This is a genomic window from Spirosoma lituiforme, assembly GCF_054776635.1.
Window position 1 is genome coordinate 163,078 of sequence record NZ_BAAHBO010000008.1, and the last position, 14,459, is coordinate 177,536.

Here is a 14,459-nt window from a genome sequence, read left to right on the forward strand (position 1 = left end):
ATCAACGCTCTCCACCAAAGCCAACCATTTTCCTGTTGTTTTGCGACCTTACGCGTCATGCGTTACCGGCCGTTCGGCGAAAACCGGCGTCCATCAAGGGTGGAGTATTTGAAGTCCGTAGACCCGTTGAACCGGGTATCATCGAAATTGGTACCCCGGGGCAGGTGCGTGTACTTGAAGTCGGCGTTGCTGCTGAAACGGGCCTGGCCGAAATCGACCCGCTCATCGAATTTGGTGTATTTGAAATCAGCGTACTGCTCGAAGGCTGCTTTCCGGAATGACGATGATTCGTCGAATTTGGTGTACTTAAAGTCGGCGTATTCCCGAAAGGTAGAGCCGCTGAAGTCGGCTTCATTCCGAAACTTGCTGTATTTGAAGGTAACGCCTTCCCGAAACGCGTTGTCGGTAAAAATTGCCCGCTGGCTGAAGGTCGAATACTTGAAGGCCGCATCGTCTGTAAACTGACAGCCAACGATGGTAACCGCTTCGGTAAAGTCCGTATTATATACTCTGTTTGTCATACTCAGCAGTTTCCGTTCTTCCTGCCGATCTGTCCGGTAGGCTAGAAACTTGCCCTTGAACGTACAATTCTTGAAGGTCAACGGAACATCGACGGTACTCAGAAACTCCTGCGATTCACCCCGCCAGTTGCCATCATGCACTTCTCTTCGATTCGCCAGGCTGGTCAGATCGAGGTCACCGGTGATGGTGGTGTTTTGGTAGGAAACGGCTTCCCGCCGATTGATTTTGGCCATAATATCACTGGCACTAACGGTTCCCTGGGCCAGAACAGGAGCCACAGCAGCGCAGGCGAGCAGGAAAGAAAGGAGAATAGTTTTCATGTGTCTGGATCAGTTTTGCGGTTGATTTCCCTAAAGATGCAAGGACACAGCAAAAGGTTGCATGGTACTGAAACAGGAATGTCATGCACTAACGCACCCGCAGACTGACCTGCGTTGTATCGTCTTCGCCGGTGGTAAAGCCATTGCCGGGTTTCGAATCAACGTCATCCCAATCGCAATAGCTGATTTGGGCCTTAATGGGTTCTGATACGGTACCGATTACCCGCGCCTGAAAACTAAACGTTTGCGGCCATTGCGAATAATAGTTTCCACCGACCAGGGTAACTTCCTGACCACTGGCAATCAAACCCGTTCCACCTATAAACGTCAGACCAGCGGGTAGCCGACAGGTGACCTCCGGGCTAAGCAATCGCCGATTATCAACGTTATTGAGCGACAGGGTAATTGTTATAATTTCATTCAGAGAGGATGACGCTTTATCTAAAAACGCATTCAGACTCAAATCGACCAGCCCATTCGGCAACAGGGTTCTGCGGATACGGGGTTCGGGCAAATCGGCTGGATTAGGCTCCAGCGGTGCCTTAACAAGCGCTCCGCCGATCGTGGTGCGTAGATTAACGAGACCAGCATCATCCTGCCCATCATTCGTACCACTGGCGGGCCAGGAGTCGGGATCCGGATTATCACTCGCCATGAGCTGAGCCGTTAACCAAAAATCTCCGGCGGCTGTAGCCGCTAGCTGGACGGGCAGGTTTATGGTGCTATTGGCTGGAATACTCGCCACGGTAGCGGTCAGAACGAGTCCGTCTGTCTGGAATGTTCCTGCGTTGATGACCGATAATGTAGCCGGTAACCTGCTTTCGATCTGTACGTTACGGGCTTCCTGAGCGCTACTATTTGTAATGGCTATTGTCAGCGTAACGGACTGGCCCAGTGCGGGTGTCCGGTTGCTGACGGCCATCTTCAGGCTTAAATCGGCTTCGGTCTGATTGCTGACCTGAATCGTTAACGGAGCCGATTGTGGGCTGAGGCATCCTTCATACCCCACGCAGGTGGCGAGGTAAGTCGTTGTTTGGGTTGGAGCGACGGTAATGGTAAACCCGGTTTGCCCGTCGGACCACTGAACGGTAGAGCCAACGCAATTCTCCGCGAATAGAGTCGTTGATCGGCCACGGGTAATGAGTGGGTTACTGGCCCGAATGTTGGGCGGTTCTATACCCACAACAATGTCGGTTGTGTCGCGGGTGATGGCTGATGCGCAAACGCCCCCTAATGTGGTCTTCAGGATGTAACGCCCCGCATGACCCGTGTTCGCACTGGCGATGGTCAGTAAAGGTGAAGCCGAGGTTGTTCCATCGGGCAATGTCCATTCGAAGCTGTGGGTATTGTTGGTGCGTATGTCATTGGTATTCGTGACGAACGCATTGGGTGCCAGCGTGTAATAATTACCGGCGCACAGCGGTGGATTGCCGCCACCCGCCCCATCGCTTCGAAAAACACCCCCATACACGTTTGGTGTACCAACAACGACATTGGCAAACTCAACTCGTTTACTGGCACACTGCCCCCCATATACCGTCGTCAGGCTGTAAACGCCGGCCATCTGGGCGGTAATGGTCGCGAGGGTCAGGCTCTGGGCCGAACTGGTAAATCCGTTGGGGCCACGCCACTGGTAGGCGGTAACGGGTGCATTGGCCGGGTTGTTACGGGCGGCTAAAACGACTGTGGCCCCAGGGCAATAGGTATCCTGTTGACTAACTCCGTTCAGGGGATAAGCCGAAACATAGCTGATCGGTTTGCCAATGTTGATCTCCCTGGTATCTGTATAGGTGCCACTGCATTCGCCCGCAACCGTAACGGTCAAGCTGTATAACCCGGACGCCAGCGTACTGGCTGTCGGGATGGTTGGTTGCCGATCCGAACTGGTAAATCCATTGGGGCCGCGCCATTGGTAGGACAGTGTTGACTGGCTGGACGGAAAGTTGGATGATGCGTTAAAAAAAATTGGATAAATAGTGAACGACGTTCCCGGGCAATACTGATCACCATAGGCCAGGCTATCTGTCGATTTGCTGAATACCCCGACAACAGGGGTATTAATCCGAACCTGATTACTGGCCGTAACCGTTCCCGTGCATGCACCCGATAAGGTTGCTCGTACACTATAGAGACCCGCCATATCGGACGTTACGTTGGTTAGCTCAATCTTTTTTGCTGTACTGGTAAACCCATTGGGTCCATTCCACTGGTAGGTAGTGCCTGTATTGAGCGAGTAATAGTTAACCATTGGCATAGCCTCCAAGGAAAGTTGCCCCCCCGAACAGGCGGCAGGGTTTCCGCTGATATACATAGACGGTTGATCAACCCGAATCGTTCGTGACATTGTAGCCGTTCCTGCGCAACTGCCAGAAAAAGTGGCGGTTACGCTATACGTACCGCTCATGGCCGTCGTCGCGCTGGTTAAGGTAAAGTTCTGACTGGTACTGGTGAAGCCATCCGGACCACTCCATTTGTAAGCGACGGTTGTGCCCGACGGCGTGTAAGCCCCAGCCCGAAATTCGATGCCTGCTCCCAAACAGAAAGTCGCTGAAACCTGCGGATTCGAGCCAGTGGTGTAGGCCGTAGCGCTGACGGATAAGGTGTTGTTGTATACTTGCACCGTGTCTTTACCAACCCCGCAGTTGCCCGGATAGGTAGCTTCCAAAATGTATAAACCGGCCACTCCTTGTGCCACAACCGGATTTCGATCCGTACTCGAAAAACCGTTCGGGCCCGTCCAGCGGTAGGTCGCACTGTTGAGGCTCCGCGACTCATCTGGATAAGCTGCCAGCGAAAGGCTCGTTGGGCTACAGATCGAGCGGCTGGGAAGGTAATATTGGCCATCGTATACCAATCCCATCGGTTTGGATGTGCCCAGGCTTACTGTGGTTGATGCGGTTGCCGTTCCCTGGTTTGTTCCCGTGAATGTCATTGTTACGGAGTAAACTCCAGCCGTGGTTGCCGACGCCGTTCGGGAGATGGTTGAGGAAAAGCTGCTGGTGTAACCGTTCGGCCCCGACCAGCGGAAGCTGACCGATGTGCCGGAAGGGGGTACCGTATACGCTGCACTAATCTGAAACAACTGTCCATCGCAAACCGGACTGTTTGTGGAAATTGAAAAGTAGGAAGGATAGGACTGAGCAGCGAGGGAAGAAATCGTCGTGATAAAGACGGTTATCAGGCAATAAAAATGGCGCATAGGACAGGAGTTTACTAGTCAAAGTAACTGTAAAATCCCTGACACTCAAACGACTTTAGTTAAAAAATTTTTTGTATAATAAACTTAGGAAATACGATTGTGTTATTTCATGTATAATTAAGCGGTCCCGTATTTTACCATCATTGGAGCTGCCCAGCGGATGGCCTGGGTATGAGGGCATAGTTGATTTCGTCCTTTGGCATAAACAAAAAATGCGGTTCTCCTGAAGAGACCGGGTGCCTTGAAAACAACCATCGGTCTGGTGGGGAGAACCGCACAAACGATCTATAGATTTATGGCTTAATCCAGCCACATGACTTTGTCATAGGCCAGTTCATAATCCAGCTCTTCCAGGGCCGTCAACCCCGCAAAGTGGCCCGTCTCGTCGGTCTGAACAGCATTCCATAAGCCCGACGCATCGCGCAGCAGCAGCCGATAGCCATACAACGGATGAAGCGTATCCGCATCGGTTCGGTGATCCCAGCCCGTCTGGAGTTCGATGGCAAAAGCAATGCGGTCCATTACCTCACTCATCTGACCCGCCAGACTGTCGGTTCCATCCAGTTCTTCAATCCATAACACCAGCCCATCGGTTCCCCAGTCAAAATGGAGTTCAGTAGGGGTGAGGGTGATGATTGATGCGTTCATAGGGTAGTTGGTTTGTGATTCTTAAGCACTCATACTCCAGGCCGGTGCTGCCAGCGTATCGGTTGTTTGCTCGTCGCGCCACTTGCGGAGCCAGAAACGGTATTTCTTGCGACCGTAATCGATAAAGCCCGGAATGGATGTCGCATCAACGGCAAAAAGTCGATAGGGGCTTTGTTTCATGATACCGATAAATACGAAGCGGAAGTGCTTCGTCGTGCCCCACTCGCGTCCGTCGGCGTGGCGAAGGCTGTCTACGTAAAAAGCGGCCTGCCGGTCGTAATCGTAGGTGTAGCACGATTCCAGAAATTGAGCCTGGGTCCGGGCCGATGTTGTTTTCAGGTCGATGATCATCGCGTTCCGGCGTTTGGGGCTGGTATACACCATGTCCAGCCGCGCTTTACAGGCAATACCGGTTGTCGGATCGGTAGACAGTACGATCCGCTCACGCTCCGACATTCGCAGATACCGTCGGCAGAAACCGTCCTGCCGAATCGTCTGCATCAGGGTGTGTAACTGCTTGGTCTGGGCAGGAGCAAGTCCGTCCGGTTGCAGGGCCGGATCCATCATATCGGGCAGAAACTGCGATAAAACCGTACCAACCGTTTCGGGTTCGAGCAAGTGCTGGTGAAACGCCCGCCCGAATGCCTTGGTCTTTTCAGGAATAAACCGCGCCGAGGGCACCGACCAGTAACCCAGATGTTCTTCTTTCAGCCGGGTCAGATCGGAATTGGAAACGCGCGGCAATGCCCGATAATCGTCACCGGGCATCAGAAGCGGTTGCGGCAAGGAGGTCAACAGTTGAGAAATCATGAGCAAAAGGGAAACGTTGAAAAGAACACGACCATCAATTGAATTATCCGGCTGCCAGCAGAGCAGGCTCCTCTACGGGGTTTATGAAGGGATTGTAGTAGTTCATCGCCGTCTTGATGTTGGCAATATCCGTCAATGTTTCCTGCCGGAACACTTTCACCTCCTGGGCAAACTGTTTCAGCGCCTTTGTCTTCTCCACATCCGCCATCTTGTAGGTGAAGTTGGCGATGTAGTAGACGCCCTTTGGCTGGATTTTGTTGTTTTCTTTCTTCTCGGCAACGGCTGTAATAACCACGTCGGCCAGCGTCAGGTCGTCATAATAGAGCGGCTCGATCAGGCGAAAAATATTGTCGACCGAATACCCGTGGAACAGGACCGCCGACACACAATTTCGTTCGTCGATGAAGAAAAGTTCGGCCCAGTTTTTGGTGCCCATGTTCAGGATGTTGTCCGTGAAAATGCGCCAGGCAATCGGCTGGAACGTTAGGGTGCGGCCCAGTTTCTCATTACCGTTGATATTGAACACACCTTCCTTGGCATCGAACCGATATTGACGGGGGTGGCCCTCCAGATACTTGTACCGGTTAACGACCTCGCCAGTCAACTCATGAATCTTTTGATACGGTTTAAGTTCATTACCGCTTTGAATTGTCTCGATTTGGCTTTTGTTTTGTGTGTTCATTAGTATTTGTTGTTTACTGTTCAAGCAGGGGACCCATTTTGAGGTCCCTTTTGCCTTTTTAAGACCTTGTGTTTACTGACTTAAATTTACATAGTTTTGTGTAGAAAAACAACCCTACTCAGTAAGTATTCTGAAGGCTGTATAAAGCCTTAATTTGATTCGGTAGGGATATTTTTGGGAAGCTGATTTGCGTTCATTCTGCCCGATTTATGGCCCTTGCGTTTTCACCTGTTTTTACATACAAATCAGTAAACTATGACAATCAATCTCCGCCTTCAGCAACTCATCGACTCGCTCGACATCAGTGTGCTTGAATTTGCCCGGCAGCTGGGGGAGCACCGGGGCGAGAAAGTTTATCATATTTTACACGGTCGATTGAAACCCCGTTATGATACCCTCGAAAAAATACTGGTAGCCTACCCGCAGGTGAACGGCGACTGGTTATTACGGGGCGAAGGACTCATGTTTAAAACGCTCAACTCGCCTTCGGCGGCCATCACAACCGAAGAGCGACTGCGGAACATGGAGTTCCTGCTGTTTCAGCTCAATGAGCGCGTCGCCCTGCTGCAACAAACCAACGACCTGCTTCTGGCGGAGATGCAAGGGAAGAGCAAATAGCCAGTGGCAAAGTCGTGTTGCGGGTGGCGCTTTTCCCGACGTTCCGGCTTCGCTACTTTACCCGCTTTCCAAACAACCGTTCTTCTTTCGGGTTATAGTCTGAAAACTCTTAGCGCTATGGCAACGACATCACCATTCGACCCGGACAAACTAGATCCTGAATTTTATTCCCGTGACCCCAACCAGCATGGCGATTCCGATTACGGTCGTGAGTCGGAAGGGGTTGGAACCAATTCATACAAAGACTCTTCGTCGGGTATGGATATGGAAACAGAAAACCTGAACATAACGAAAGATACCCGCGAGGCCAACGAAGGCACTGGCCGTGTTGGTGAGCCAAAAGGCGAAAGTCTGGGCGGAACCCAGGAGTGGGATGTCGATGCCGATGCTATCTCCGAACAGCCGAAAGGTCGTATGATGAGCGATGAGGCCGCCAAAAAACTGAGCGAAGTGGCAGAAAACCCATCTGATGATGCGCTTCTGCACCGGTCGGATGCGACCTACCTGGAGGAAGGTGACCGACCAGGTGAGGGCTATGACCCCCATAACGTAGGGTATACCGGTAAAGACGACAAGAAAGAATAAGTTCGATAGCAGAATAATTGTTGACGAAAGCGACCGGGGAGATACCTGGTCGCTTTTTTTTGCGCCGAAGGGTGGGGCTCATCTTTATCCTGCCGATTCTTTCGTAAACTTGTCGTTTAATTATTTAGCCAGCGGACACTTGCTTCGCTACTGATTTGCTCATCGAAACCCGTGCCTACGCCCGGGCGGGCCTGCTCGGTAACCCGTCCGATGGATTTTTTGGTAAAACCATTGCCATCTCCGTGCGCAACTTTGGGGCGTCTGTAACGCTGTATCCTTCGCCCGAACTGCACATCGAGCCCCAGCCGCAGGATACCAACGTATTCCGCAGTTTGTATCACCTGCGCGACTCGGTCAGTACGCTGGGCTATCATGGCGGTGTTCCGTTGTTGAAAGCAGCCATCAAGAAATTTGCCGAGTATTGCGAAGCGCAGCAGATCCGGCTCCCGAATCAGAATTTTTCGATTCGGTACAACACGTCCATTCCCCGGCAGGTTGGTCTTTCGGGCTCCAGTGCCATCATCGTTGCCACGTTTAGGGCCCTCATGCAGTTTTACAGCGTAGAGATTCCTCTGCCGGTATTACCTAATCTGGTACTGGCTACGGAAGCCGAAGAGTTGGGGATCACGGCTGGTTTACAGGATCGGGTTATCCAGTGCTACGAGGGATGCGTATACATGGATTTTGATCGGGATACGATGGCGCGTCAGGGCTATGGCCAGTACGAACCGCTCGATTCACGGTTGCTGCCCAAACTGTACATTGCCTACAACACCGACCTGGGCAAGCAGTCGGGGCGGGTGCACAACGACGTTCGGGCGCGGTGGCTCAAAGGCGAACCAGCCGTAGTGGAGACGATGAGCGCCATTGCCGATGTGGCCCGCGAAGGGCGGGAGGCTATGCTGCGGCAGGATAGCAAAATGCTCAACGACCTGATTAACCGTAATTTTGACCTGCGGGCGCAGATATACAACATAACCGACCGTAACCTGAGTTTGATCGAAACCGCCCGTGCCTGTGGGGCATCGGCTTCCTTCACGGGCTCGGGAGGTTCTATCATCGGCCTCTACCGCGACGATGCCATGCTGAACCGGCTCTTCGTGGAACTAAAGAAAATCAACGCGCGCGTTATCAAGCCCTACGTAGTTTAACCTACGTAGAGACGCAATCCTTGCGTCTCCATACGCGTCAGCAACAAATGGGTGGAAAACCATCCGGCTACAAAGACGCAAGTAGTGCGTCTCTACAGAAACATAAAAATGATAAAAAAAGCCGTTATCCCCGCTGCCGGTCTTGGAACCCGGTTCCTGCCCGCCACAAAGGCGCAACCTAAAGAAATGCTGCCCATTATTGACCGCCCAACGATCCAGTACGTTGTGCAGGAAGCCGTTGATTCGGGTATCGAAGATATTCTGATCATCACCGGAAAAGGGAAGCGGGCGATCGAAGACCATTTCGACCGGAACTACGAACTCGAAACCCGGCTCGAAGAAAAAGAAGACCAGTTGTTGCTGGATGAGATGCGTCGTTTGTCGGATATGGCCAACCTGCATTACGTTCGCCAACGTGAACTCAACGGGCTTGGCGATGCCATTCGGTACGCCCGGCACCATGTCGGGAATGAGCCATTCGCGGTACTTCTGGGGGATACCATTATGGACTCGGTTATTCCTGTAACGCAGCAACTCATTGACACCTACGCCCAGTTCGGTGGTTCGGTCATTGCCGTTGAAGAAGTGCCCCACGACAAAGTAAACCGGTACGGAATCGTAGGCGGCAAGTCGCTGAGCGATCGGATATTTGAACTGGATACCCTTGTCGAAAAGCCATCCGTTAGTGAGGCTCCATCGAACCTGGCTATCGCCGGACGCTATATTCTGACGCCCGAAATTTTTGCCATGCTGGAGCAAACACCAGTTGGTAAAAACAACGAGATACAACTCACCGACGCGATGCTTCTGTTGCTAAAGCGTGAGAACCTGTACGCACACCGCATCGAAGGCAAACGCCACGACATTGGCAACAAGCTGGACTTCCTGAAAACAACCGTCGAGTTTGCCCTCAAACGACCCGAGTTTGCGGGGCCCTTCCGGGCGTTCCTCGAAGAGATCATCAAGAAATAAACATGCAGAAGGCCCCGTGATGAGCGGGGCCTTCTGTAGTCTCAGGGCAGTTATCTCATTCGCACACTCAGTGCCGCTTCATCATCTTCGCCTTTGGTGTAGCCATTGCCAGGCGTTGAGTCAGGGTCGGTTGGCGAAGCGCTGGATATTTGTGCGCGTACGGTTCCCAGACTCGGTACCCGCACAGACAAGACCACGGATTGCGAACTACCTGCCGAGATAGTCCCTACCGGAACCGTCACCGTTTGGCCACTAATCGTCAACCCCGTCGTAACGGTTGGCTGCCAGCCCGTAGGAAGCACCGCCTGCACGTTTACGTTCGTGGCGCTGGCTCCGCCCAGGTTACTGACGACCAAACTTAAACTGATTACCTGGTTCGTTGTAGCGGCCAAACTACTGGCGATCATAGACAAACTCAGGTCGGCCTTGCTGGCATCGGTAGGTGGTTGATTTGGTCGGAGGGTAGGCAGCGGAGTTTGGTTGGGATTCGCCGACGCGAGAATAGGTCCGCTAGCTGCCGGTGTGCGTAAATCGACCGTTGCGGCATCGTCCTGTCCGTCGCCGGTGCCGGAATTGGGCTGACTGTCGGGGTCGAGTTGAGAACTGGCCGTAATCTGGGCCGATTCGGAAAAGGTGCCCTGCCTGTTGGGTTTAATCCGAAAAACAAACGACCTGCTGACGCCATTAGGGATGGTTCCCGCGCTGATAGATACGGTAGTGGATACCGCACTCGCAGACGTTGCACTCGTCGATGCCGCGGTTGTGGCTGTCGATGTGGCATCAATGAAATCCATGCCCAGAGACAGTATACTTTGGGCTCTCACGTTCGCGGCATCGGCGGGGCCGCTGTTCGTAAGGACCAGCGTAACGGTAACCGGCTGGTTGGGCTGCGGTGTTCGATTACTGATCCGCATGCTTAAGGATAAATCGGCTCCTCCAGGGCAGAGGGTCAGCGATTGAGTGGGGGCGCTGGATACGTTCGGACTGCTGCCCACTACCCGAATGCGATAGTTCGTTCCGGAGGGTAACGAGGGCGATAGGGTGGCTGTGATCGGACTGGTTGTACGGGTGCCTATGATTGTTTCGTTGGCGAACGACCCGTTGGCGTCAGATAGTCGTACACTGAACACGTTATCGCTTTTCATGACACTGTCCGTCACATCGACCCCTACGCTGATTGAACCGCTGAGGCAGGATGAAGTCAAGGTACTGTTGATGGTTAGAACAGGCGGAACGGAATCGACGGGTTCCATTGGGTAATAAAGGATCTGGCGTCCGTCGAGTAGTTCCATCTCAAACGATATTCCCGGTCCGGTATCGCCCTTTTTGCGAACAGAATACCGGTATCGGCCTGGTACCGCACCCGTTACGCCAGCCGTCGGGGCCGGGTAATTCTGGATATAGTTGAAATCACTGAAGGCATCGAAGTCCGGAGCCTGCGAACTGGGGGGAGCCGTAAGCCAGTTGGAATTCACATTAGGATTGCTGAAAAGAGGCTCCAGCCTAACTTCTACGGGTGCCGTCGCCTGAATTAATCCCCAAAAGGTGGTAGCGCCTTTCTCATAGCGGTAACCGAAACGGCGAATGATGGTATCGGCCGTGCCGGTTATAACGGGTGGCCGTATGATCTGGAAGGCAATACTGGGATTGGCGTCCTGCTGTACAGTAAATGGTTCGCCCAGTGTACCCAGAACGGAGGGGTTGGTTGAGCGGGTACGCAATCGGTACTGGCCGTTTTGCAGCGTGAAGGGCAGGGTTATCAGAATGGGATTATCGTTGCTCGGGCTTGATTCAAAAACCGTTGTGCCGTCGCTAACCCGCACAATTTGGGCAACGTACTTATTGTCGGACTCGTGCGCATCGCTGCGGACCGAGGCAACCGCTACGGTTTCACCCGGCCGTCGAGTAAGGGGCAGTGTGTAGCCGCTGGTTATCTGTACGGCCGTGTCCGTAGGCAGGAAGGGAACGGAGTTCTGAAAGAACGAAGCGGTCAGGCTCGCGTCCCAGGCTTCGGTAAAGCGAATACGACCGATTCCTCTGAAGTGAATATCGTCAGAACGATTATCATACCCAATGATATTGTCGGTGGCAGGTCCCGCAAATACGTTCGTTACGTTGCTGATAAGTTGGTTCTGGGCGTTGATAACCTGCGGGTTTGTTTGCCCCAGTATGTAGCTTGCCCGCGAAATAACCCAGGCCAGTGGTTTTGAGCCGACCTGCTGACGGCTTTTCTCGATGACGTATTTCATGTTATCAAAATACGTCTGGGTAGATGAGTTGATATCACTCTCACCCTGATGCCAGAGAACGGCGCGAGCCCCCGTTCGGGCAATGTAATGGAGCAGAACGGCCCCTAAGCGTCGGTAAACAGCCGGATTTGGCGTCGTTCCGATATTTCCCGCGGCCGACTGTCGCCATTCGGTGCTGCTGGTGCCGCCAAGAGCAGCTCCGATGAACAGAACCGGAACGTTGAGCCGCTGCACAAGCTTGTCGCCCAGAAGACCATACATATGCGGGGGTTGGCTTGGGCCCATGTTGGAGCCGTAATTAACGCGGCTGAACTGAAGCGGTAAGAGTTGCTCGCTCAGGCTGTCCTGCCTGAAATCAACGCACATAACCCGATCGTCGGTGGCCGGTATTCCCCGCTCAAGGCCACCATACGCGTTTGATTGACCCGCAATGATGAACACTTCACCAACACCTACCCGGTTGACCTTGGTTTGGGCAAGAATGGTGTTTCCGGCTCTGGAGCGAACGTCCAGCCGATACCAGCCAGCCGCTACCGTTACGCTGCCCCGAAAGGCCTTTGACCCCGTCAGAAAAGGCATGGTCGTCCAGGCTGTAACGCTTCCCTGACCGGTTGCCAGGGGAACAAAACGAGCCTCTACCGTAGTGGCGGTGGCCGAGGCCATGCCCGTTACCGTTACCACCGCCTGATTCGCTACATTGCGCTGGAATACCATTCGGGGAACAGGACTGGTGATGCTGAGCTGAGCAAATGAAGGTGCCGAAAAAAATAGGCACAAGAGTCCCCAAACCGCCACTCTTCGGAGGAATACGGTCATGAATATTAATTATTAATAGTTGGATAAGCCGATGAAGCTATGTGCAATTATTGTGCCTTGTTGTTACTGTTTGGATTAATTTTTTCTTGTATAGTTTTAATGTTTACAAATAAGTAACAATTGGTGAAATGACGTGTGGTGAAGTTTTCTTTAATATTCTGATTATCAACTATGTTTATGATTTTAGTAAAACGATATACTAGGAGAAACTTTGTATACAGTACGATACTTTCAGGAGGTTGTCTCTTTTTTTTTGTGTCAACGACTGTTGGTTTGCTATCTGGTGACCCTACCCGTACTAAAGGAACTGAGAAATCGGCTCTAGACGCGGGTCCGCAGGTCAGTCCGCGACCGAACATTGTACTGATCGTATCCGACGATCATGGCCGCGAAGCACTGGGTTGCTATGGAGATCAATCAACCAGTCGGCCAACCGTTCGGACACCCCACCTCGACCAGCTGGCAGCCGACGGGGTTCGGTTTTCAAATGCTTTCTGTACAACTGCCAGCTGTAGCCCGAGTCGGTCGGTGCTGCTGACGGGGGTTCATAACCATGCCAACGGAATGTACGGGCTGGAGCATCAACAACATCACTTTAGCTCCTTTGATACCATCCGTTCGTTGCCCGTTCTGCTCGAACAGGCTGGGTATCGTACCGCCCGAATCGGGAAGCTGCACGTGGCACCCGAACGGGTCTATCATTTTCAGCAGGTACTGAAAGGAGGAGGGGTTAACGATCCGGCGTCTATTGGACGAAGCCCCGTGGAGATGGCCCGCTTGTGTTACCCGTTTCTGGATACGGCATCTGCACCGTCAGACAAACCAAGTATGGTCCAACCAAACGTGGCCCGGCCTGGTGTGGCCCAACCCTTTTTTCTATATTTCGCTACTGACGATCCGCATCGTAGTAATGCTGTAGCGGCTGATGGCTCACCCATTTTCGATGGGTCGAAGCCGAACTTGTTTGGCAATCGGCCCGGTGGTTATCCGCAGGTTGGTGATCATTTCTACCAGCCCCGCGAGGTGCGCGTACCGGCTTACCTGCCTGACACGAAAGCCTGTCGGGCCGAGTTAGCGCAATACTACGAAGCAATTAGTCGGCTCGATGCGGGCGTTGGTCGTCTGATCGCCTACCTGAAAGACACGGGGCAGTACGACAATACGCTGATCGTTTACCTGTCCGACAACGGAGCCCCTTTTCCGGGAGCCAAAACAACCCTGTATGAACCGGGTATGCGATTACCATGCATCGTGAAGCTGCCCAAACCGCAGAAGCCGGGTTTTGTGCAGGATGCCCTGATTTCCTGGGTTGATATAACGCCTACATTACTTGACTTCGCTGGTGTTAGCACAGAAGGTCTGGGAAAACAGGGGCGGTCATTTCGGAAGATTGTTGAGCAGGAGAACGTTACCGGTTGGGACGATGTCTATGCATCTCATTCCCTCCACGAAATAACGATGTATTACCCGATGCGGGTCGTGCGTGAACGACGCTATAAGTTGATTGTCAATCTGGCGCATCAGCTGCCTTTCCCAATGGCGCTCGATCTGTATAACTCATTCACGTGGCAGGACGTCCTGCGAACGAAGCAGAAACTAGTTGGTAAACGAACGGCAGACGCTTATTTGCATCGCCCGGCGGTGGAGTTGTATGACCTCCAGGCTGACCCCGATGAAGTAAAGAATCTGGCGGCTAACCCGCGCTACCGGGAGGTATTAAACCGACTGAAAACTAAACTGAGACAGTTTCAGCAGCAAACCCGTGACCCGTGGCTATACAAATGGACCCGCGAGTAATACCGTATTGAGCCAGCTGTAAAAAGGGTTAAGCACAAAGGCCACAGAGTTCTGTTTTCTCTGTGGCCTTTGTGCTTAACCCTTACTTCT

General features: G+C 52.7%; 11 protein-coding genes. 5 read left to right on the forward strand and 6 right to left on the reverse strand.

Annotation, left to right across the window (positions count from 1 at the left end; translation table 11 throughout):
- Positions 1 to 62: 62 nt before the first annotated feature.
- From ACYU87_RS23015 to ACYU87_RS23035, 5 genes are all read right to left on the reverse strand, one after another.
- Entirely contained in the window at positions 63 to 842 is a 780-nt protein-coding gene (locus ACYU87_RS23015) for a pentapeptide repeat-containing protein (protein WP_461136458.1), read from the reverse strand.
- A gap of 88 nt (positions 843 to 930) precedes the next feature.
- Positions 931 to 4,041: a hypothetical protein gene (locus ACYU87_RS23020; protein ID WP_461136459.1), complete on the reverse strand. Its 3,111-nt coding sequence runs from the start codon at positions 4,039 to 4,041 to the stop codon at positions 931 to 933.
- Positions 4,042 to 4,341: 300 nt separating this feature from the next.
- A complete protein-coding gene (locus tag ACYU87_RS23025; RefSeq protein ID WP_461136460.1) occupies positions 4,342 to 4,689 on the reverse strand; it encodes a hypothetical protein in 348 nt (115 codons plus the stop codon).
- A gap of 21 nt (positions 4,690 to 4,710) precedes the next feature.
- On the reverse strand, positions 4,711 to 5,499 hold the full coding sequence (locus tag ACYU87_RS23030; RefSeq protein WP_461136461.1) for a PD-(D/E)XK nuclease-like domain-containing protein: 789 nt from the start codon (positions 5,497 to 5,499) through the stop codon (positions 4,711 to 4,713).
- Positions 5,500 to 5,542: 43 nt separating this feature from the next.
- Entirely contained in the window at positions 5,543 to 6,181 is a 639-nt protein-coding gene (locus tag ACYU87_RS23035; RefSeq protein ID WP_461136462.1) for a hypothetical protein, read from the reverse strand.
- 255 nt (positions 6,182 to 6,436) lie between these two features.
- On the opposite strand from ACYU87_RS23035, the gene ACYU87_RS23040 reads away from it, so the two are divergent.
- The 4 genes from ACYU87_RS23040 (at position 6,437) to galU (ending at position 9,507) form a co-directional block, all read left to right on the forward strand.
- Positions 6,437 to 6,799 (forward strand): XRE family transcriptional regulator, encoded by a 363-nt coding sequence (locus ACYU87_RS23040; RefSeq protein WP_461136463.1) that lies wholly within the window; start codon positions 6,437 to 6,439, stop codon positions 6,797 to 6,799.
- 117 nt (positions 6,800 to 6,916) lie between these two features.
- On the forward strand, positions 6,917 to 7,384 hold the full coding sequence (locus ACYU87_RS23045) for a hypothetical protein (protein ID WP_461136464.1): 468 nt from the start codon (positions 6,917 to 6,919) through the stop codon (positions 7,382 to 7,384).
- A 155-nt stretch (positions 7,385 to 7,539) separates the two neighbouring features.
- Entirely contained in the window at positions 7,540 to 8,535 is a 996-nt protein-coding gene (locus ACYU87_RS23050) for a mevalonate kinase family protein (RefSeq protein ID WP_461136465.1), read from the forward strand.
- Between the two features lie 108 nt (positions 8,536 to 8,643).
- Entirely contained in the window at positions 8,644 to 9,507 is an 864-nt protein-coding gene (gene galU / locus ACYU87_RS23055) for a UTP--glucose-1-phosphate uridylyltransferase GalU (RefSeq protein ID WP_461136466.1), read from the forward strand.
- Positions 9,508 to 9,557: 50 nt separating this feature from the next.
- Here the strand turns inward: galU and ACYU87_RS23060 are convergent, their stop codons facing one another.
- Positions 9,558 to 12,572, reverse strand: coding sequence for a sialate O-acetylesterase (locus ACYU87_RS23060; RefSeq protein WP_461136467.1), 3,015 nt, complete (start codon positions 12,570 to 12,572; stop codon positions 9,558 to 9,560).
- A 255-nt stretch (positions 12,573 to 12,827) separates the two neighbouring features.
- Between ACYU87_RS23060 and ACYU87_RS23065 the strand changes: the two genes are divergently transcribed.
- Positions 12,828 to 14,369 carry a sulfatase family protein gene (locus tag ACYU87_RS23065; RefSeq protein WP_461136468.1) on the forward strand — a complete coding sequence of 514 codons (1,542 nt, stop codon included), beginning with the start codon at positions 12,828 to 12,830 and terminating at the stop codon, positions 14,367 to 14,369.
- The last annotated feature ends 90 nt before the right edge of the window (positions 14,370 to 14,459 follow it).

Coding starts and splice junctions, on each gene's coding strand:
- ACYU87_RS23015 (WP_461136458.1), bottom strand. CDS start 842: ATGAAAACTATTCTCCTTTCTTTCCTGCTCGCCTGCGCTGCTGTGGCT.
- ACYU87_RS23020 (WP_461136459.1), bottom strand. CDS start 4,041: ATGCGCCATTTTTATTGCCTGATAACCGTCTTTATCACGACGATTTCT.
- ACYU87_RS23025 (WP_461136460.1), bottom strand. CDS start 4,689: ATGAACGCATCAATCATCACCCTCACCCCTACTGAACTCCATTTTGAC.
- ACYU87_RS23030 (WP_461136461.1), bottom strand. CDS start 5,499: ATGATTTCTCAACTGTTGACCTCCTTGCCGCAACCGCTTCTGATGCCC.
- ACYU87_RS23035 (WP_461136462.1), bottom strand. CDS start 6,181: ATGAACACACAAAACAAAAGCCAAATCGAGACAATTCAAAGCGGTAAT.
- ACYU87_RS23040 (WP_461136463.1), top strand. CDS start 6,437: ATGACAATCAATCTCCGCCTTCAGCAACTCATCGACTCGCTCGACATC.
- ACYU87_RS23045 (WP_461136464.1), top strand. CDS start 6,917: ATGGCAACGACATCACCATTCGACCCGGACAAACTAGATCCTGAATTT.
- galU (WP_461136466.1), top strand. CDS start 8,644: ATGATAAAAAAAGCCGTTATCCCCGCTGCCGGTCTTGGAACCCGGTTC.
- ACYU87_RS23060 (WP_461136467.1), bottom strand. CDS start 12,572: ATGACCGTATTCCTCCGAAGAGTGGCGGTTTGGGGACTCTTGTGCCTA.